16 protein-coding genes are annotated in these 20,221 nt (G+C 39.5%); 5 read left to right on the top strand and 11 right to left on the bottom strand.

Annotation, left to right across the window (positions count from 1 at the left end; genetic code table 11):
• The first annotated feature begins 12 nt into the window (after window positions 1–12).
• The 3 genes from RCC89_03790 (at window position 13) to istB (ending at window position 3,005) form a co-directional block, all read left to right on the top strand.
• Complete coding sequence (locus tag RCC89_03790) at window positions 13–363, top strand: hypothetical protein (protein ID WMJ72290.1); 351 nt, start codon at window positions 13–15, stop codon at window positions 361–363.
• Between the two features lie 329 nt (window positions 364–692).
• Window positions 693–2,243: an IS21 family transposase gene (istA, locus tag RCC89_03785; GenBank protein WMJ72289.1), complete on the top strand. Its 1,551-nt coding sequence runs from the start codon at window positions 693–695 to the stop codon at window positions 2,241–2,243.
• Between the two features lie 27 nt (window positions 2,244–2,270).
• A complete protein-coding gene (istB, locus tag RCC89_03780; protein WMJ72288.1) occupies window positions 2,271–3,005 on the top strand; it encodes an IS21-like element helper ATPase IstB in 735 nt (244 codons plus the stop codon).
• Between the two features lie 444 nt (window positions 3,006–3,449).
• Here the strand turns inward: istB and RCC89_03775 are convergent, their stop codons facing one another.
• Window positions 3,450–4,562, bottom strand: a complete 1,113-nt coding sequence (locus tag RCC89_03775) for an AAA family ATPase (GenBank protein WMJ72287.1) — start codon at window positions 4,560–4,562, stop codon at window positions 3,450–3,452.
• A 2-nt stretch (window positions 4,563–4,564) separates the two neighbouring features.
• Window positions 4,565–5,257, bottom strand: coding sequence for an RNA ligase family protein (locus RCC89_03770; protein WMJ72286.1), 693 nt, complete (start codon window positions 5,255–5,257; stop codon window positions 4,565–4,567).
• Between the two features lie 368 nt (window positions 5,258–5,625).
• Between RCC89_03770 and RCC89_03765 the strand changes: the two genes are divergently transcribed.
• Window positions 5,626–6,462: a universal stress protein gene (locus RCC89_03765; protein WMJ72285.1), complete on the top strand. Its 837-nt coding sequence runs from the start codon at window positions 5,626–5,628 to the stop codon at window positions 6,460–6,462.
• A 1-nt stretch (window position 6,463) separates the two neighbouring features.
• Here the strand turns inward: RCC89_03765 and RCC89_03760 are convergent, their stop codons facing one another.
• The 4 genes from RCC89_03760 to RCC89_03745 all read right to left on the bottom strand — a co-directional run bounded on the left by RCC89_03760 (window position 6,464) and on the right by RCC89_03745 (window position 13,958).
• Window positions 6,464–11,098 (bottom strand): translocation/assembly module TamB domain-containing protein, encoded by a 4,635-nt coding sequence (locus RCC89_03760; protein ID WMJ72284.1) that lies wholly within the window; start codon window positions 11,096–11,098, stop codon window positions 6,464–6,466.
• Between the two features lie 489 nt (window positions 11,099–11,587).
• Window positions 11,588–12,865 carry a fibrobacter succinogenes major paralogous domain-containing protein gene (locus RCC89_03755; GenBank protein ID WMJ72283.1) on the bottom strand — a complete coding sequence of 426 codons (1,278 nt, stop codon included), beginning with the start codon at window positions 12,863–12,865 and terminating at the stop codon, window positions 11,588–11,590.
• 3 nt (window positions 12,866–12,868) lie between these two features.
• Window positions 12,869–13,345 (bottom strand): T9SS type A sorting domain-containing protein, encoded by a 477-nt coding sequence (locus RCC89_03750; GenBank protein ID WMJ72282.1) that lies wholly within the window; start codon window positions 13,343–13,345, stop codon window positions 12,869–12,871.
• A 157-nt stretch (window positions 13,346–13,502) separates the two neighbouring features.
• Window positions 13,503–13,958: a hypothetical protein gene (locus tag RCC89_03745; protein WMJ72281.1), complete on the bottom strand. Its 456-nt coding sequence runs from the start codon at window positions 13,956–13,958 to the stop codon at window positions 13,503–13,505.
• A 302-nt stretch (window positions 13,959–14,260) separates the two neighbouring features.
• Between RCC89_03745 and RCC89_03740 the strand changes: the two genes are divergently transcribed.
• Complete coding sequence (locus RCC89_03740) at window positions 14,261–16,855, top strand: phosphoethanolamine transferase (GenBank protein ID WMJ72280.1); 2,595 nt, start codon at window positions 14,261–14,263, stop codon at window positions 16,853–16,855.
• A gap of 113 nt (window positions 16,856–16,968) precedes the next feature.
• Here the strand turns inward: RCC89_03740 and RCC89_03735 are convergent, their stop codons facing one another.
• The 5 genes from RCC89_03735 to RCC89_03715 all read right to left on the bottom strand — a co-directional run bounded on the left by RCC89_03735 (window position 16,969) and on the right by RCC89_03715 (window position 20,220).
• A complete protein-coding gene (locus RCC89_03735) occupies window positions 16,969–18,084 on the bottom strand; it encodes an NAD(P)/FAD-dependent oxidoreductase (protein ID WMJ72279.1) in 1,116 nt (371 codons plus the stop codon).
• Window positions 18,085–18,210: 126 nt separating this feature from the next.
• Entirely contained in the window at window positions 18,211–18,498 is a 288-nt protein-coding gene (locus RCC89_03730; GenBank protein ID WMJ72278.1) for a hypothetical protein, read from the bottom strand.
• Window positions 18,499–18,506: 8 nt separating this feature from the next.
• Window positions 18,507–18,728, bottom strand: a complete 222-nt coding sequence (locus RCC89_03725) for a hypothetical protein (GenBank protein WMJ72277.1) — start codon at window positions 18,726–18,728, stop codon at window positions 18,507–18,509.
• Between the two features lie 4 nt (window positions 18,729–18,732).
• Window positions 18,733–19,143 (bottom strand): hypothetical protein, encoded by a 411-nt coding sequence (locus RCC89_03720; GenBank protein ID WMJ72276.1) that lies wholly within the window; start codon window positions 19,141–19,143, stop codon window positions 18,733–18,735.
• A 438-nt stretch (window positions 19,144–19,581) separates the two neighbouring features.
• On the bottom strand, window positions 19,582–20,220 hold the full coding sequence (locus tag RCC89_03715; GenBank protein WMJ72275.1) for a response regulator transcription factor: 639 nt from the start codon (window positions 20,218–20,220) through the stop codon (window positions 19,582–19,584).
• Window position 20,221: the final 1 nt, after the last annotated feature.

Raw genomic sequence — 20,221 nt, 5'->3', positions numbered from 1 at the left:
AAATTTATAAATATGAAATTTGGGTATATCAATAATAATATTGAATATATAGCCAATCACCTTGAGAAAAGTCTCAATATTAAACTAGAAGATAACAGGGGTATAGAGCCTTATGATGATGAAGAAGGAGATTTTACTTATTTTGGTGATATGTGTGGCTTATCTATAAGTAGTCTTATAGATCATGGTTATTCGGCATATCCAAGAAAAGGATTAAAGGAGGGATATCCTATAATTGTTAGTTGTAATGTAGTAAAAGGAAATACCTTTGAAGACAAGCAACGGAAAGCTGAATTAATTAAATCTGCACTTTTGCAAAAAGATGGTGTAGAAGTAATTGATTATGAAATTTATGGAGACTAGTACACTGCACAAAACCAGAGTCTTTTAATATCATAAATAGGAGATCATCAGCGTGTTTAAGTTGATGATCTCCTATTTTCTTTTTTACTTTTTGATATTCTCTTTCAAAAGATTTCTATTCTAACAATCCCGCAACCCGTCCAGTTTATTTTTTACCCTTTCCTTTCCAGCTTTGGATAATTCGGAGATCATTGTGCCACCCATTTCGGGCCATGTTGTGCCACCCATTTCGGACGTCATTGTGCCAGTTTATAGCTAGCCCTTGAGCATTGTTTCGGAGATCATTGTGCCACTTTCCATAATACTTATTAGTCTTGCCATAAAAAGCAATGGCAGGTCAACGATTGGACATTATGGAAATACTTCAAATAATTCAATTAAAGAAAAAAGGAATGAGCAATCGTCAGATTGCCTCTGCCCTTGGAATTAGCCGCAATACGGTCAATTCCTATTTTAAAACCTTCAAAGAGCACCAGCTCAGCATTGAAGACCTTGAAGGGCTTACTGAGACTGATTTGGCCGACCTCTTCCCTAAAGCGGACTATAAAGATAGCACTCGCTACGAGCAGCTAATTAAATGCTTTCCTTATTTCCAAAAAGAGCTTAATAAGCCCGGCTGTACCTTGCAGGTACTTTGGCATGAATATCTCAGTAAACATGCTGATGGTTACCGCTATACACAATTTGTCACTTATTACAACCAGTGGAGCAATGCAAAGAATGGTAGTGGAATATTAATACATAAGGCAGCAGAGAAGCTTTATGTGGATTTTGCAGGTAAAAAACTCAGCTATGTTGACCGAAGCACCGGTGAAGTAAAAGGAGCTGAAGTATTCGTAGCAATCCTTCCCTGCAGTCAATATACCTATGTTCAGGCGGTTGAAAGTCAAAAAAGGGAAGATTTCATCTCCTGTCTCAATGGATGCTTGCAATGGCTTGGAGGAGTACCTAAAGCTATTGTGTCAGACAACTTGAAAGCGGCAGTTAGCAAAGGGCATAAATATGCTCCGGTGATTAATAAAACACTCAAATCACTCGCCTTGCACTATAAATGCGTAATAGACCCCACAAGGCCATATCATCCACAAGATAAAGCCCTGGTAGAAGGAGCTGTAAAGCTCGTTTATCAAAGGATTTATTACCCTTTATCAAAACACACCTTTTTTAGCCTCAAAGAGCTCAATGATGCCATTGCTGAACAATTAATTAGCTACAATGACAAATACTGTTTTCAAACCAGTAGGGTGACCCGAAAGCAGCGTTTTCAGGAAATCGAAAAGGAGTTCTTGGCTCCTTTGCCTTCGTCCCCATACCTGATAAAAAACTATAAAAGAGCTAAGGTTCAGAAGATTGGCCATGTCTTTTTAAGTGAAGACAGAAACTATTACAGTGTTCCTCACCGGTATATAGGTCAACATGTCGAAGTTCAATATGACGCTTGTAATGTTGAGGTATTCTTCAATAAAGAACGCGTTGCCTCCCATAGAAGAAGTTATAAGGCAGGCGGGTATAGCACTGTAAAAGAGCATCTACCTTCTAGCCATCAGGCTTATAACGATTGGAATCCGGAGTACTTTATCCAAAAAGCTGAAAAAGTCGGCAGGTATACCTGTGATTATATTACCAGGTTAATCAGCCAATACAATTATCCTGAGCTAGCCTATAAACAAGCACAAGGCATTTTGTCATTCTTGAAGGCTTACTCTGCAGAAAGACTAGAAAGTGCTTGTAAACGAGCCTTGCAGTACCATAAGGCCAGCTACAAGACTATTGATCGAATACTGAAAAACAACTTGGACCAAGAGGCAAATTTTACCTGCAACCTCCAAAGTAACACGCCTGACCATGATAATATCAGGGGAGCTTCTAACTACATATAAACTATTTAACATCAAAACAATACATAAATGAACCAACACAACACAGTAGAAAAACTTCGGCAGATGCAACTTTCGTCTATGGCAACCCTATATCATCAAGCCATAACCGAGAACCTGTATAAAGACATGAGCACGGATGAATTCATGACCTTGCTTGTTGATAATGAATGGGAAGAACGCCAAAGAAAAAAGATCGCCAGGCTAATCAAACTGGCCGGTTTTAGAACGGATGCTTCTGCAAACAATATTGATTACCAAAGCAATAGAAGCCTTGATAAAACTTTTTTACAGCGGCTCTTTACCTTAAACTTTATAAAGAACAAAGAGAACATCATTGCTACAGGCCCTACAGGTGTAGGAAAGAGTTACATCGCCCAAGCTATTGGAAATCATGCTTGTCAAATGTTATATAAAACCCGCTATTATATAGCCGCAAGGTTCTTTGATCAAGCTAAACTAGCCAAATTAAACGGTACATACATTAAGCTTTTGAATCAGTTGCATAAAACGCCTCTTTTAATCCTTGATGACTTTGGGCTACATGCAATGGATCAGTTTGATAGACAAATACTTTTAGATCTTATAGAAGAAAGGCATCAGAGAGCTTCTACCATATTTTGTTCTCAAATACCAGTAAGTAAATGGCATGAACTAATAGGTGAAGGAACCATTGCTGATGCTATTTTAGACCGTGTTGTCTACTCCTCTCACAGGTTAGACTTGCAAGGTGAATCATTGCGTAAAAAACAAAACTTGAACTAGAGAAATTATATTCGTAATCTTGTACTGGAAAGTGGCACTATATCCTCCGAAATAACTGGCACCATATCACCGAAATAACCACCAGCTTCGGAGGTCTGAACCGAGAACTGATATATATCGGGCACTTTTCCGCTCATTACTTCCAGAGAGAAAATTAAGATGATCAGAAAAGGCCCAGCGGTGGAGATTATAGAATGAATTTTTTATATGGACAATGTACATATAGTTCTACAAGCTTATATAAGTGATAATAGCAAAAGACACGTAGTAAAAGCTGGAAATCCTCCTGAGCTTAAACCTGAATTATGCGATAAACTTCATCATAAAGAGCAAAATAACATCAAATCAGCATTTTAAGGTCGCAAAATATAGCAGCGCTATGGATTGCGACGACCCGAATATGACCGAAGCACCTGGTTTGAGGTCATTTTGCTACATGTTAAATCACTCCCTGATAACATAATCAACTTCATGTGCCTCAGAAAGCGACGGAACCTCAAGCTTTCTGATCATTTTATGCAATATTTCAGAGGGTACATTGTACTCCCTGTTTGAATTCTGCTTCAAAAGGGTTTGGTATGGCACCTCCAGGTACACAATTTTTACCTTTCCACCATAAGAAGTGAACAGGCCAATAAGTTGTTCACGCATAGCTCTAGTGATATTGGTGGCGTTCCAAATAAAAGATTGCCTTTTTCTCATAAGCCCCCTGGCCTGCTCTTTAGCTTCCTGTACCACTCGGCCATTGCCCTTGGTATCATCAGGGGCTATGTTTAGTCTTCTCCTGATGTTGTCCAAAGAAACTACTGGAAAGTCTGCGGTGAAGTTTTGGCTAACATAAGTATCTTTCCCCGAACCTGGAAGGGCTGAAAGCATGGTAACTTCAAATTTTGTCTCATCATACGGAACAAAATCCGGAACACTTTCTTTTCGGGTAAAATAGTAAAACCTAGAAAGCCCATCAGGAAACTGCTTTGGTTTTCCCAAGCAATCTTGCTCATGGCATAGCTCTTTGAACAAGTCAAGCCTGTATAGCAAATCCTTTTTATCGGGACAAATCCTTCCCAATACATCCGCTTTAGCCAATATATACAAGTGCCAAGTATTTACTTCCAGACTGGTAGCAATTACGGCCTTTGCGGCATCTTCTTTTTCAAACACCCACAACGGAAGTCCATGATACCTTACCAGTTTAACAACCGCCTCCCTTATATAAAAAGGTGCGCCCATTTCTGCATAAAGAATAGCCCTTGTTGTAAATGCCCCTTTTTTTGCATGCCCCTTGGAGGTTACCCGGTTATCCGGTTCCACAACGGTTACAGACCTTTTTTCAACATCATGCAAAAGGGCTGCGGCGCACAAAATATGCTTATCTTGTTCATTGAGCTGTCTGTATTCATCCAGCTCCAAAAGTGATTTAACAACCATTTGTGTATGAACTTCAACATCCCCCTCTGCATGAAAAACAGGGTCTTGAGGCACTCCTTCCATATCTCGAATCCAGCTAAACTCATTCTTTAGCTGCTCCCATTCATAGTTTTCAAATATTTTCCACATAGCTACCTACTTTTTTCCCAGTTTAATGGAGCTCGTTTCCAATTTCTTGCCCAATGCTCCGTAGTTTTAACATGCCCTTTTCTAACGTACTTGAAAACATTATGCATAAAGCTACTGGTGCTGTAACCACCCATATTTCTAGTTACAATTCCTTCCATTGTACATGGAGACTCAGTCACAACATCTTCTGTACCGAAAACCCCAGGCTTTTTAACCAATGCAAGTATTTCGTTTTCAAACGCTTTTCGATCTAAAGGGCAAACCTTTTTTAACACAGGCACCACCGGGAAGTCAAGCAAAGAGGAATAAAAGCAAGTCTCTTCCCATGAGAGCCAACGGTCTTTTTCCCGTATTCCAAATACAAAAAAATGTTCCGGCAATTCTATGTATCGTATTGAATGAATAGCATATAGGTTTTCGCCAAAAAACTCTAAATCACCAAGGTCATATTTAATTATCTCCCATTTTTGCTTTAAGTAGCCCGCCCATGGGTGAGCAGTCGGAGCAACATGCGATCTGGCAAATACGCCATACTTATTTAGGCAGGTATTTTCACCATCTAATTTTTCTGTATGTATTACTTCTTTTATAGAGGACATATCTTCCCAATAGTCAAACCTGATCCGGTCATCACTGGTCGTGCCAGGCGAAAAGGAATAATGATAAGTCCTCCCGTATTTCTGTGAAAGACTCATAAAATTCAATGATTAAAAACAGGAAATTCCGCTCAGAAAGGCAGTAGTTTCCCGAAGTGTATAGTGTAATTCAAGGCTGCAAAGCCACTATAAAAATTATGTCAAAAAAAGAATTACATGACTCCGGTTACTTAAAGACGTTTAAATGAATCACAAATATAAGTATAACTCTCGACTAAAAGATATACTGCAAACAGGTTTTTCCGTCCACTACTTCCCAAGTAGTAAGAAAGTAAAAATTAGACCATGCTACGCACAGCTTTTTTTAACTTTTTACTTAGAATAACTGATAAATTATAACAATATTATTCTTAACTTATCTTTGCAATTACAGTTTAGTAATAGAGTCATTTTTTAAAAACTAGGTTATGAAGATCAGGACTATCCTTTTCCCTACAGATTTTTCTGTTAATGCTGAAAATGCGATGGAATATGCTGTACAATTGGCAGACAGATACAAAGCTTCTCTTCTGTTGTTTCACTCTTTTCATATGCCTGTCATCAGAACCGATGTACCGCTGGAAGAAATGGAGAAACAGGTAGACCTTGCCGAGAAAGAGGCTAAAAAGAAGCTTCAGCAGATGCAGCAGTCAATTCAAAAAAAGTTTCCTGATTTAAGTTCTATGATAGTGGTTCGTAGAGGGTTTACCGTTGAAAATATCATAAACCTGCTAGATGAACAGTATATAGACATGATAGTAATGGGAACCAAAGGGGCTTCAGGGATCAAAGAAATCGTATTGGGAAGTATAACCGGTGATGTGATTGCGAAAGCAGAATGTCCTGTATTGGCCATTCCTGAAGATGCTAAGTATAGGCCTTTTAAAAACATGGCTTATGCTGTAGACCATAATAACCCAGACTGTGAACCGCTGTCTTATCTTGTAAAACTTGCTTTGAGCTTTGATGCAGAAGCCAAACTAGTGAGTGTTTTAGAAGATGGAGATATTCAAAACGATAAAATAAAAGAAGAATTGAAGTCGAAAGTTGCTGAACAGGTAAACTATGCCAGTATAAAAGTAGAAATAGTCAGTGACAAAGATGTTTTGCATGGCATTAACAAATATGTGGAAGAAAACCATCCTGACTTATTGGTTATGGCAACACGCAAAAAAAGCTTACTTGACAAACTGTTCAAGGGCAGCTTGACCAAAAAAATGGCATTTCACACCCATTTACCCTTACTAGCTTTGCATTCTTCTTAAACTACCAAGGCCATAAATCCCTAATTGAATCAAAATCCTTATGGTGGTTTATAGAAACACCTGTGCGGGTATTGAGATTGTCTGTATATAAATTGTGTTGACTGGTTCTAAAAAACCGTATATTGACATTGCCTGATTCATTAATTCTATATAAGACAGCATAATCCCCTGCAAATTGCCCTGACCGTTCGGGAGTTCCTACATTTACAGTTCCACCCGCGGTCACTGTTACCCTTTGGGAAATCTGACGGGAAGCCTGTAATTCGATATTCTGTGCAAAAGGCCCTTCTCTTTGGTCAAGCGACTGCACATTCACTTCGAGTTCTACGCCTCCCAAAAACTGGTCACTGAGGTTCTCTAGCTGCTTGTTCAATATCCTGCTGACACTTTGACCTGCTTGTCCAAGGAGCACACTTTCCTCTCCGGTATCAGTAGAGCCAGCTCCATCATAAATAAATCTATTGAGGACTACCAAGCCAAATACTTGCTTATTAAGCTCAGTTTCGTCGTTTCGGATCTGCTCTACCCGCTGATTGACAACAGCCGCATCTGCTGCCGCTGTAGCTTCGGGGATCTCTATATCAAAACCTATACGAGGTTCACTAAGGTCACCAGTCATGGTCATGGCTACCCTAACGGGCAAGTTCCGTCTTGCAGCCCTTACTTCTTCTGGCGACATCATATCTATCATATCAGGAACTAGGTCTATTCGCGCAGCCCTGGTCTCATACAATGCGGTAATATTAAGATTAGGATCCTCAGGGTCTCCCGCCCAACTAATAGTACTGCCCGACCTCACACGAAACTCCCGGTTTATAACATTAAGAAAAGACATGGAGTAAATACCCTCTTTGATGGCCATAGAACCAAAAAGGTTAATGTTTTGGTCTTCATCCATACTTAGCTGCAAGTCCCCTTCTCCCCTAGCGGTGACCTTATCTCCATTAGCTGGGTCTACAACAATAGTAAAAGAAGCCTCTGGTGTTAAGGTAATCCGGCTACGGAAATTATACCTCGCGATATCCAGAGCAGGCGCTTGCCGGTCTTCGCGCTGATCTGAGCCAGGTAAAAGAGAACGCTGGACCCCTTCGGCATCCGTTTCACCTTTAAAAACTATATACTGAGGCCGTATTACATTTTGATCTGCTAAAAGTTGAAGATGTAAATCCGTCCCCTTTTCTGTAGTTAGCCCCAAGTCTATGTCCATGTCATCTATTGGGCCTTTAACTCCCATTTTAACGGTAGCGATCAATTTGCCAAAAAACAATGCATCAGATCTCCGGGGGCTATCTATTAATTCAAACTGGTCTGCCGTAAATTTGACATCCATAAAAATATCTTCAAAGTTTTTATGGCGTATAAGTCCATTGACCAAGGCAGACCTGTCACGCATATCTTTTAGCGTAAAGTCCTTAAATTCTATAGATTCTTTGTTAAATATGATTTCTTGGTCTGTGACTTTGTAATTGGTTTGCGTCATGGTCAAACCAAGCATATTCCGATCTTTAAACAGGACGTTTCCTGTGATACCAGGATGATCGACAGTACCTTTAATCTTTAGATTTGCCTCCATGTTCCCCTCCATGGCAAAGAATATATCTTTTAAAAATGGTTGCAAGCGCGCAATAGCAAACTCTCTAATACTGACGGCAAAATCAATAGATGCAGGCGCCGTTCCACCATCAAGATATCCAGAAACCCTGGCATCGTTTCCATGGCCTTTAACCGTAAGATCCGTATCGACTCTACCTTTATTTTCCAGTTTATCTGCATGAAGCGTAATAGTGCCGACAGGTTCACTACCCACAAACACACTGTCCATGGTTAAATTTGCATTGGCACCTAGTCCTGCTAAAGGGTTTATAATACTTACATCCCCATTGATTTGCCCTCGAAGGTCATATTCCTGAATATCTAAAAGCTCTGCCAGGCCTTCAATTTTTATTTTTTCCATCTGCACGCTGACCAGATCGGACATATTCTTTTTCCTCCGGGTATTAATTGCCAGCTTTTGATCTGCATGAGACATTACTAAGTCATTGATGGCGAGATATTCCTCTGCATACAATATTGTATTGTTTGGCTCCAATTTCCAGTTATTCCCACCCAAAGTAATAATGGCACGAGGCATGGTTGCTTTAAAAGTATCTAACCTATGCGTAAGAAGCGCATCTATATCAATGCTATTGTCTTCACCTTGGTGATTGGCTTTAACATTAACAAATAAACTATCATTAAATAAGCTGCCATTAACACTAGGGTCGCTAATGGCAAATGAACCTGTATTGTAGACATCGCTGCGCACGTGAAAATGCAGGCTGTCCCTACCTCCGTCGACATCTAACAATAGCTTATTGACCTGCTGACCATTATAAACAAACTCTCCTACGAAAGCTTTCATTGTCAAAGCATGGGCATCCCCACGTAAAGTACCTGCAACATGCAACGTATCAAATTGCTCAACATCTGGCGCAAAAACCTCTAGCAAATCAGAAATATTTCTTACAGATATATCAAAGTTTAAGGAGTGTACTTTTGCTTCTGGCGCACTAATGGCAGACGTATAGCTACTAACAAAATACGCTGCCGCGGCAGGTATGTCAGAATAGCTAAAGTCTCCACGTAAAGAAGCATCTAAAATAGGCGAAGCAAGCGTTAAGTTCCTCCTGCCATTGTTCAGCTCAGATAATACAACAACAGATTCAAGGGTATACTGCAGTTTGGGGTTCTCAACACGAAAGTTTTTTACATGTGCCTCGCCGACAATATCATCAATATCAGTCCCCTTCAAATCCGCATATATACCAGCGCTTAAACAAAAGGTATCTTCACTTAGCTTTAACTCGTGTAAATTGACATGTTGAAAATCACCATTTATGACATAATGCATCTGAGGGGAACGCATATCTACTTTTGCGGAAAAATCTGTTTGAAGGTTAGGGTCCGCTGTAACTATGTCTGCTGTTAACTGTTGGTTTACAAAACTACCGGCTGCTTTCACGTTCTGATAGGTGTAATTGTTAAAAAACGCAGACTTAACCTCAGCATCAAAGCTTCTAATGTCATTGCCAAAACCTATAAATGCCAACGATGCCGTAACAGTCCCTACTTCTTCTGTTTGAAGCAACCTGCCAGTTTGGAACCGTTTTACCTGTACAGTTCCTGAATGTGATTTTAAATTAAAATCCTTATCTGTTTTAGCCTTAATATCTGTACCTATAAAACCAAGAGCTGTATGAGTTTGCAGTTTTGCCGATACATCATGAAGTTGACCAGCAATACGCCCACTTGTGGTAATAGTTCCGAGGGCACGAATGTTTACAGGCAACTCCTCGTCAGGCGGGAGAAAACCACCAAGGAACTTTTGCCGCACGAGTCCTTCTTTGACATGAAGGTCAATATGCGCTGTTTCATATTCAGGAAGACCCGAAACTTTAAGATTCCCTGCCAACCGTGCCTGGTCAAGGCCAATGCTAAAATCATTAAAAGTCAAGTCACCCACATTCCCTCGCAGCCTACCAGTCAATTGAATATCCGTCCCTTGTAGTTCGTCCGGGATTTCTAAATCTGGGGCAAAATACCATATATCCTTTAGGGAAATAGTTGTCTGCCCAAAATCTGCATAAGTTTTTAGCTCTGAAATTTGCTCTCCTATAGTAGACAACTCCGGAATTTGCACATGAACCAAGCTATCTAAGTGCGAATGAGGCGTAGATAATTGAGTCACTTTAACATCCAAACCTGGCGCATCCATTGTTAGTAAAAGAGAAAGATCATTAAGCACAAACCCACTCTTCTCCTGCAATGAAAGTTTCTTAAGCTCGCCCTTAATGGAATCGCCATGTAAGGCAATATTTTTAAAGGCTCCTGAGATATCCATCACAGACAATCTATTAAAGTCCATGCCTTCTGCCACAGGATCTTCATTAAAGTCATTATAGGCAAAAGCAGATTGGGTCAGGTCAATAACATCTATCGTAATAAAAAAATCGTCTGTACCTGAAGTGTCTGGCACCTGGGTAGTTTTTGGAGACCTTTCTCCCTCTAGCTGGTTTAAAGTTACATCAAACCTATGGAGAGCGGCATAGCTTACAACAAGGTGGTTGTTCTCCAACCCTAGGTCGTCTATATTAACCAAAACTCTTTGGGTATGCCCGTTTACCTCTACTCCGCTTGGCTGATCTAAATAATCGAGTTTGAGGTTTTTCAGCAACAATGCTTCAGCCTGAAACACCCAATCCGATGGCTCTGCTGGCTCATCCGATGCAAAATAGTCTACAATAAACTGATAATTAAACCCTTCCTCTTCCTGATGCCGGTAAATATTAGTTACAGCTCCATTGAGTTCAGCAATCTCTAAATTGACCTTTTTATCTAAAAGAGGAAGTATATCAAAATCCACACGAAGTCTTCTACTGTAAAATAGTGTATCGCCGGCCTGGTCTTCTATATACACATTTTGTAAAACTAGCTGACGGAGCGGATCCAACTTCATTTCCCCGATGTTAATATTTGTTTCCAGCTCCTTCTGTAAAAAGCTGTTAATATGCCCTAATGCATACTGCTGAACCTGAGGGATCCTAATGGCAATATATACCCCCAACAAAAGGGTAATCATTGCAAGTATAATAAACATCAGCACCTTGCCTGCCCTACGAAATATGTTTTTTATCGTTTTTATGTCCTTTGGTTTTTATGGTTCTTTTCTTAAATAAAAAAGAAATAAGGCTCCTGTTTTGTTTTTATTACATGAATTAAACCTGAAAATATGCATTAGAACTTTCTATTGCGTGGCAAAACAACTTCAAATCAAACGCTTCGCTCGCATTTGGTTTTTAACCATAGAACCACTACGCTTTGATAACCAAATGCGCTGACTCTTTGTTCTTTGGCCCTCATAACGAAATCTAATGCATAATACAAGTTAAAAATGAAGATGTTCCATGAGGGCAAAAACGCCCTAAATCATATTTGAAATCAAATATAGCTCTAGCGAAAAGATATGCAGATATAAAAAGGGGATTTGTGTCTCATTTTTCTTTTATATGAGATACAAATTAAGGGTTCTTTGGGTTCAAAAAGAAAAAAAAGAGGGGTAAAAAAAGCCCCTCTTTAAAAACAAATTTTACTGCTCTTTAATGCACCGAACAGAACGGCCTAACACTTTCAACCGATCGTCCAATGAGACTTCTGTAATAATGATAGCTCCACCTGGAGCGGGAAGAATCATTTGTTCACTAATCAAGTCACTACTTCTAGCTTCTTCTTCGTCTACTTCTGTGGAAGTCCAATAAGAACTGTTAATTCCAAAATTAAAAAACCTATTGGCATTTCTTAAACCTGCAGGATAACCATTGAATCCCGAGGTATTCCTGCCATTGCTAAATTCCCAATCTTTTTTGCTTGCAAGCATATAAAAAGTTTCCGTTCTTTCATCCGCTGTTTCCATTCCCCCGGTAGCTTTAAACAACTGTTCCCAGTCTTCTTCTGAAGGCATACGCCAACCATCTGGGCACAATCCCCGGTCGCTGTCGACTGCATACCAATTATAAAGCTTTCCATAAGGTTCGTTGTATTCTTCATCATTGTCATAGTAGCACCAAGCCCCTGCGGTCAAACTGCCCCATATTTCCTGGTCGCGTATTTCTGAAATTTCATCACCGTTATTATAAGTAGAAGTCCTAAGATTCTCTGCCATCCAAATCTGACTGCCAATCTTTATCGCTTTGTATTTATTACCTTCGATATCCTCAACTTCAGAATGCACAAGCAGATTCCCTTCTTCATTGATAGAAATCTGAAACTCCTCACCGGACGGGCTCCTCATAACTAACTTTCCGGCTGTACCTGCATAATTAGCCGTGTCAGCCAGAGCCGATGTATCTGCATTTGCCGCATACCTTGCAGTGTCTGCCCTAGTCGCCACATCAGACTCTGCAGCATGGTCAGCGTGCGCGGCATGCTCTGCCTCTTCTGATTTCTTGGCATTGTTTGCATGATCCGATTTATCAGAGTAAATCGCATAAGGAACACTGAGCAATTGGCTAACGCCCACTATGTCATAGTCCGATCCCCCATCAGGGTCTGCTTCTGTCTTGATAAAATATGTCCCATCATGCCATTCAATAGATGCCAATTCACCGGAAACAATATCACCTGCACCAATATGCAGACTGATGAGACCCGCTTCGTTTGTGTATATTTGATGCGTTTCTTCAAATACAGCATCACCTTCAGGGCTTCCTGCTAGTATACTTAATCTTATACCAACTTCCTTTTCTTTTAGAGGCTCATTGGCTTCATTTCTTATTACTGCTTGGTAACTAAACTGCTTCGGTGCTTGCGCAAACAAATTAAAACAAGTAACAACTGTAAAAGCTACGAGTGTAAAAACTCTTACCATACGTTAATTTTTTATTATTTTAAAAAGCTTTATTTCCTCATTATCCCTTATCACCCGGAGAAAATATATTCCACTATTATGGTTAGCCATGGGAATGCTGGACTCTTTATCTGTAACTTCATCATTTAACAAAGTTTTCCCTTGAACATCCGTTAGAGTAAAACTCAAATTCTCAAAAGACTCGTCCTCAACCCTCAGGTTGATATAGTCAGTGGTAGGATTAGGGTAAATGGTTGCTTCTAGCTCAATGGGCAAGTCTACTCCTGAAACAATGTCAATCTCATATGCTTGCTGCACCCCTTCCGATAGTGACCCAGAACTATTGGAGGTATAACTAAAAACAGGCTGCCCTACTGAATAACTAAGACTCCCATGATCTCCCGAGGCTTCTCCTCCACTGGAGAGGGTGGTGCTCTGTGCCTGTAAAAAGCCGGTAAATAAGAATAAGATTATTACTGTCGCAAAACATGACTTTACCATACACGATTTGTTTTATTTATCATTCTCAAATACTTTTACCGAAAAACTTTCGGACAATCACTAATTTACGAGTTTATTGATTGAGAAGCAATGATAGACCAGATCGCTTTGGGTATTAAACTGCCCGAAAGCAGTTTTAATCACAGAGTTTATTGTTTTAAGTCAATGCTTTTAACATATCTATTATCCATAAAATCATCAAAGAATGCACAATACTACAGAATAGCACTACTGCTAGCCCTAAAACACCCAGTGACTGCGTAGCCAACAGAGTAAACAAAATCAGCATTACTAAGAATATGGCACTCGGAAAAGTAAGGTAAATTGAATAATCTAACGTCTGCAATACATAATAGAGCGGCAGTATTGCTACAAAATATATAAACATCCCAACTAAGGAAAATATCATACCTAAACTGAAAATATCATTTAAGCCAACAGTAAATTCCCCATGAATCAAGTATGACGCACCTTCAGACAAAGCAAAGAGTACAGGAGGAACAACCCAAACACCAATAATAAAAGCTACCACTACTTGCCATTCACATACATAAAAAGCAACAAATAGAGGGATAAAATATATTATTAATACAAGTATACGTATACTTTCCATAGTTGAAGGCTGCTTTACTTTGACTTTCATAATTATAAAATTAAACAATAAATCTATCAACCAACAACTTGCAATTAAACACCATTAATTAACGTACCCAATGAAAGATTAATAGATTTCCTTTTATTTAGTTTTTATAAAACAGGAAGGGACGATTCCTTTAAAAAAACAAAGCAGATCGCAACAAGTAACGAACCGCTATCAAAAGCTCCAATTCGACAAACTGCATAAATATTCTTTTATAATTACAAATTGGCTTATCTTTGTTTATAAAATATCAGTTTAGATCGAAATCCCATAAGATGACTTTTGAAGGTGTATTGCTCATAATCGTTGTAGCGCTGGTCCTTATCAAATTTTTTCAAAGCCAGCTATATTTAACAATATTTAGAGAAAAGCCACGGCTTTCATTAAAGTCTCTCATCGAAACTGCTGTTTTTACCTTAGGGACAATTTTAGCGGGCATGTATATTACAGACCTTATTATAGCCCTTGTTCTTTTCAATGCCATTGTCTGGGGAGCCTTTCATGCTTTACTAAAATATTTAAAATACAGCCTTTTGGCATGGATTTCTGCTGTTTTATGTTGGCTGTTTGTACATGCTACTTATACGAATTTTACCCCTGTTGCTCATACTGAACTTTGGTACTATACACTAATTTCCTGGTCTTTGGCCTTCATGTTCATATTAATTTATGACACTACAGGCAAATACTTGAAGCTTGTACCTTCGCTCTTAACTTGGGTAGTAATTATTACAACAGCATTAATTGCTTCAATTTTTATTGCCTACCAAACAACATATTCGGTACCGCTAAAGTCTGGACCACTTTATGCTATCTATCAAACAAATTTGCAAGAAGCCATCGAGTATATCGCTATGTATGGATACTTGGGATACTTATTTTTAGTTGGGGCCATACTGGTTGCCCTATTGGTTCTTTTAATAAGGTTGGAGTTTCAGAAAAGAAAAGCCATTGACAATGGCATGTTTTTCAAAATTGTCATAGGGCTGTTTCTAGCCATTAACTTAAATGTATTTAAACACCTGGAAATCCCAACCCTTCTAACATCTTCTATCAACGATTACCAAAAAGAGGTAGAAATTTTTAAAGCTGAAATGGCAAATAGGAAATCAGGAGAGATTGATTTTACTGCATCAAAAAATGACGATAAGGAACTTTATGTAATAGTGATAGGCGAATCTTTAAACAAGAACCACATGAGTTTATATGGCTATCATCGCAATACTACCCCAAGCTTGGATAGCCTTTATAAAGATAACGCTATAATCAAATACGACCAAGCCGTCTCGAGCCATACGCACACAGTTCAAGTCCTTACGCAGTCACTTACTGAGACCAACCAAATAAACAAAAACGACTTTTATACATCTCTGTCTGCTCTTGAAGTATTGAATGTAGCAGGTTTTGAAACCTACTGGCTCACCAATCAATTAGCTTATGGAGCATGGGACAACCCTATTTCTGCGCTTGCAGAGGCCGCAGACCACAGATATAACTTCAACCTTAACATAGGAATGGTCGCTGACGCGATGGTACTAGACAATGAACTAGTCGTAAAGTTAAAGGAAATTATAAAGAATGGCATCAACAAAAACACTGTGGTGTTTCTTCACCTAATGGGCAACCACGGAAGTTACGAAAAACGCTACAGCAGTGATTATGAAAAATTTTCTGGGCCATTGGAAAGGCACATGTTTGGCCCAGAGCCTTATAAGAAAAAAGCAGTTAACGCTTACGACAATAGTGTATTGTACAATGATTTTGTGGTGTCAGAAGCCATAAAAGCAGTAAAGGAATACGACAAAACGTCAGCATTGTTATATTTTTCTGACCACTCGGAAGATGTGTTACAAAACAAAGGGCATAATGCAGATGTGTTTACATGGTCTATGGTACAAATCCCCATGCTGGGCTGGTTTTCCGACGGTTACAAAAATACCTATAAAGAGAAATATGAAGCTTTTATTAATAATCGCCAAAAGCTATTTACCAATGACCTTCTTTATGATGGGCTAATAGGCATGACAGGGGTCGCATCAGATCGATACACCAGCAAACATGATGTATTTAGCCCAGACTATCGACTTCCTATTGATCAATGCTTTACCTTACATGGCCACCTGCCATATAACAAGGAAGACAATTATTACTATTATCAACATAAGAACACAAGGTTTTTAGATTCTTTAGGACAGCTTTCGCGGGTTTATCCGCACAGGGTAAACACGATCGGTAAATTAAACAACATACTGTACAATGGACATAACAGTTTTGAAATAGACATAATCTTTAGACAAAACAACGATAGCACTTACTTTGAAATTGGCCATGACGACAACTCTTTGTCAGGTATAAGCCTAAAGTATTTCCTCGAACATTGCAATGTAGATAACCTTAAAAAAATATGGCTTGACTTGAAGAACCTGAACAGCGATAACCTCCAAGCTGTAGTGAAGCAGTTGAATTTGTTGGATGAACAATTCAATATTAAAAGTAAAGCGATCGTGGAATCGAGTATCGGTTCAGAAGATTTTTCATTACTGGCAGACGAAGGGTTTCATACCTCTTTTTACCTGCCGACACATGTCATGGATTATGACAAACCTGCTATGATTAAGGAAGCCAAAATGATAGCAAACCAGGTTCACAAACAAAATGTTTCTGCTGTTTCTTTTGACGCTGGCCTATTTCCATTTGTCAAAGAACATCTGGAACCCCTTCTGCAAAACCACATCGTGTACCATACATGGGATTTACCACGAAACTTTACCATGCCGGATTTACCAGAAATTTTGTTTGATGAAGCTTATTATCATGATGAACGAGTCAAAAGTATTTTGATCAAGTATTACTCTGATTTTGAACTATAACAACGGAAGGCTGAAAACACTAAAATTTTAATTTAGAAGTATTTGAACAAATATAAGAGTATAGAAAAGTGGAGTTTCTGTCCTTGTTTGTTTGCCCCTATAGTTTCTTTTGCCTAGAAAGGCTTCCCGTGAGTTTGTTTTATAACAAAGGAAGGTAGGTAAGGAAGGTTTTTCAGAAGAGCAACAGATATATTGGAAAGCATCGGCTGGCTCATAAGCTTTTGCAGCAAGCGCCCCGCTTTAACTCTAGATGAAAACAGTTTCGTCCATGCCAGCTCATAGGCTTCTTCTAAAACAGACCGGTCAATCTCGTTATTAAAAAACTTAACAACCAACTCCGATAGAATTTTGGCAGAATGAATGGCCATTGCCATACCGTTGCCACATAAAGGCGTAATCATACCTGCGGTATCACCACACATTAAAACATGGTTTTCTATTACTTTTTTATCTGAAAATGAAATGGCATTAATAGTATATGGCCTTTTATGAAGGAACTCAGCATCAGCAAAAACCTTCCTTAAGAAAGGGTTCTGGCTGAGTACTTCTTTTTCCATATCTTTAATGGAGCGTAAGCCCTTCATGTTTTCTTTATCTGTCAGATAACAGAAGCAAAGTTTGTCATCCTCTACAGCAGATATGCCACAGTATCCTTTACTGAAATTATGAAGAGAAATAAGGTCTTTGGGGTAGTTGGGCAATTTTATATGGTACTTCACCCCCATATAAGGTGATTGCTTTTGAAAAAAATCCCTACTTAAAGTCCTGTCCAAGTTAGCTCTTTTACCATAGCACCCTATGACAATCTTGGCTTTTTTTACCGTTCCATCAGAAAGCTGAGCTGTAAAATGATCATCATTGTAACTAACATCTAACACAGACACGCCTTCTCTGATTTCAGCCCCTCTTTCTTTTGCTTTTTGATATAGAAAAAAATCTAAGCTATATCTGGTAATCCCAAAACCACCTGACTCCAATTTTTCCTGAATAATAGCCCCTGATGCAGAACTTAACAGTAGGCGGCCTATTTTTGGGGGATTTAATTCTTCAGGGTAAAGCCCTAAAGTGCGTAAAAACGGAACAGCCTCGTTAGAAACATATTCGCCACAGACCCTGTGAAAAGGATATGACTTTTTCTCAATGAGCAATACATCTATCCCACTGGAAGACAATATTGATGCATTAACTAAACCGGATACACCCCCACCAATAATTATAACATCTCTCAAGCTTGCTAGAAAAATATGACCCCAAAAATGATTAATAAATATAACAGAAAATTGTTCTGTTACCAGATCAAAAGCTACGAAAATCTTTTATATGATTCAACTTGAAAACATGCGATAGAGTTTCTATTATGTAGCAAAATAACCGGCTTCGTCATATACCTTGTAAGGTTTGCCCTTCAGGCTGTCCGTTTCTGGCTGACTGAGGCCAGCACTGTCGCCATAAATAGTTTTCTGCCAGAGGGTAAACGGCTCACCGGCAGTATCACGCGCCCATACCTTTAAGACAACAGCGAAAGAAACGAAGCTGTAGTGCTGAGTGTAGGCCTGTGCAGGAAGCTTGTTGGTGAAAACACCAACAAGTGGGAAAATAGTTTTCTGCCAGAGGGTAAACGGCTCACCGGCGACATCACGCACCCATACCTTTACAACAACAGCGAAAGAAACGAAGTAAAGCTTTCCTGATCCCGAAATTTATACTTCCTACTAATATTACAATTAAAAACAATTACAAAATTCAGGTTAAACCCATAGGCCGTCTGCCCTATGGTAATGTCTTCTAATATATTCTTTTCCGGCGAGTATTGAAAGTTTCTGGTAAAGTTTCCGCCCGTGTCTATGTGCTGCAGGCCCTGAATGTTGCCCATCTTGTCATAGCTGTAGTGTTGGGTGTAGCTGGAAGTTTGTTGGTGAAAACACCAACAAGAGGGAGGTATGCTCAAATATGCCGTCTATGTATGTGGTACTCTTAAAAGAACCGTCCTGTTTACGGACAAGCTTCTTTACCCTGTTGCCACCGCTGTCATACAGATACTGCGCATGCTGGCTTGGGTCATCCCCCCCTGCCTGCACATGAAAGGACTTCAGCCGGTCTGCGTAGTCCCATGCAAAGTGCCGGGACTCTCCTTCTCTTATGATATTGCCGTTTACATCATGTATAAAGCCATAGGCCGTCTGCCCTGTGGTAATGTCTTCTAATATATTCTTTTCCGGCGAGTATTGAAAGTTTCTGGTAAAGTTTCCGCCCGTGGCTATGTGCTGCAGGCCCTGAATGTTGCCCATCTTGTCATAGCTGTAGTGTTGGGTGTAGCTGGAAGCTTGTTGGTGAAAACACCAACAAGAGGGAGTGTATTTGTTACAAGATAACGTTTTTTTCGCCCTTCAAGTTACTGTAATGGATGATATTTCCCAATCTTCTCTTTCAACTCTTCAAGGTCGGTTTGGCGGTATCGTTCTGTAGTATAATATCCCCTAAGATATCCTTGTTTCTTAAATATTGGAAGTTCCTGGTGAAGTTCCCGCCCGTGGCCGTGTGCTGCAGACCCCACCTTGTCGTAGCTGTAGTGTTGGGTGTAGCCCTTTGCTGAAAGCTTGTTGGTGAAAACACCAACAAGAGGGAGTGAAAACACCAACAAGAGGGAACGCAGCAGAAAAGTCCATAGGGCAAAACGAAAAAAGGCACCCGTGCTAGAGTGCCCTTCAAGACTAAAACTTATGGATTTATTGAATCAAGTTTTTCTCAAGTGCTTTTCTCACCAGTTCGGCAGTATTATTTACCTGCAACTTCTTCATTATATTCAATCTGTGTGTTTCCACAGTTCTTATGCTTATGCTCAGCTTGTCTGCAATAAGCTTCGTGCTAAGCCCATCAGCCACCAAAGTCAAAACTTCCATTTCGCGAGGACTTAAGTTTTGCTCTTCCTTACTTTCCTCAATTCTTGAAAGGTTATCAATCATTATATTGGAAATAGTAGCATTAAAATATTTCTCACCCTTAGCGACAGTTTTCACTGCGAGATGCAGCTCTTCAGGTTCCACATCTTTAAGCAGATATCCATGGGTTCCAGACTGAATGGCTTTGATAATATAGTCTGGATCTGCATGCATAGTGAGCAGTATGATCCTTGTCCCTGGAAAATCTTTTTTGATAAGCGGAATTGCTTCCAAACCTGTCAAGTTTGGCATACTAATGTCAATAAGCGCCACATCGGGTTTCGCTTTTTTGAGCAGCTCCAATAATTCTTTACCATCATCAGCCTCTCCGGCTATAACAAAATCTGAACTTTTGGCCAATAAAGCCTTAATTCCATCTCTGACCAACCGATGGTCATCTGCCAATACAATTTTAATTTTACCCATA

The sequence above is a fragment of the Cytophagaceae bacterium ABcell3 genome (genome assembly GCA_030913385.1).
Classification (GTDB): Bacteria; Bacteroidota; Bacteroidia; order Cytophagales; family Cytophagaceae; genus ABcell3.
The sequence above is the reverse complement of the archived record's forward strand: the minus strand, read 5'-3'. Positions and strand labels throughout refer to the sequence as shown.

Coding starts and splice junctions, on each gene's coding strand:
- istB (WMJ72288.1), top strand. CDS start 2,271: ATGAACCAACACAACACAGTAGAAAAACTTCGGCAGATGCAACTTTCG.
- RCC89_03770 (WMJ72286.1), bottom strand. CDS start 5,257: ATGAGTCTTTCACAGAAATACGGGAGGACTTATCATTATTCCTTTTCG.
- RCC89_03755 (WMJ72283.1), bottom strand. CDS start 12,865: ATGGTAAGAGTTTTTACACTCGTAGCTTTTACAGTTGTTACTTGTTTT.
- RCC89_03745 (WMJ72281.1), bottom strand. CDS start 13,958: ATGGAAAGTATACGTATACTTGTATTAATAATATATTTTATCCCTCTA.
- RCC89_03715 (WMJ72275.1), bottom strand. CDS start 20,220: ATGGGTAAAATTAAAATTGTATTGGCAGATGACCATCGGTTGGTCAGA.
- RCC89_03725 (WMJ72277.1), bottom strand. CDS start 18,728: ATGGGCAACATTCAGGGCCTGCAGCACATAGACACGGGCGGAAACTTT.
- RCC89_03720 (WMJ72276.1), bottom strand. CDS start 19,143: ATGGGCAACATTCAGGGCCTGCAGCACATAGCCACGGGCGGAAACTTT.
- RCC89_03740 (WMJ72280.1), top strand. CDS start 14,261: ATGACTTTTGAAGGTGTATTGCTCATAATCGTTGTAGCGCTGGTCCTT.
- RCC89_03775 (WMJ72287.1), bottom strand. CDS start 4,562: ATGTGGAAAATATTTGAAAACTATGAATGGGAGCAGCTAAAGAATGAG.
- RCC89_03790 (WMJ72290.1), top strand. CDS start 13: ATGAAATTTGGGTATATCAATAATAATATTGAATATATAGCCAATCAC.
- RCC89_03760 (WMJ72284.1), bottom strand. CDS start 11,098: ATGTTTATTATACTTGCAATGATTACCCTTTTGTTGGGGGTATATATT.
- istA (WMJ72289.1), top strand. CDS start 693: ATGGCAGGTCAACGATTGGACATTATGGAAATACTTCAAATAATTCAA.
- RCC89_03750 (WMJ72282.1), bottom strand. CDS start 13,345: ATGGTAAAGTCATGTTTTGCGACAGTAATAATCTTATTCTTATTTACC.
- RCC89_03765 (WMJ72285.1), top strand. CDS start 5,626: ATGAAGATCAGGACTATCCTTTTCCCTACAGATTTTTCTGTTAATGCT.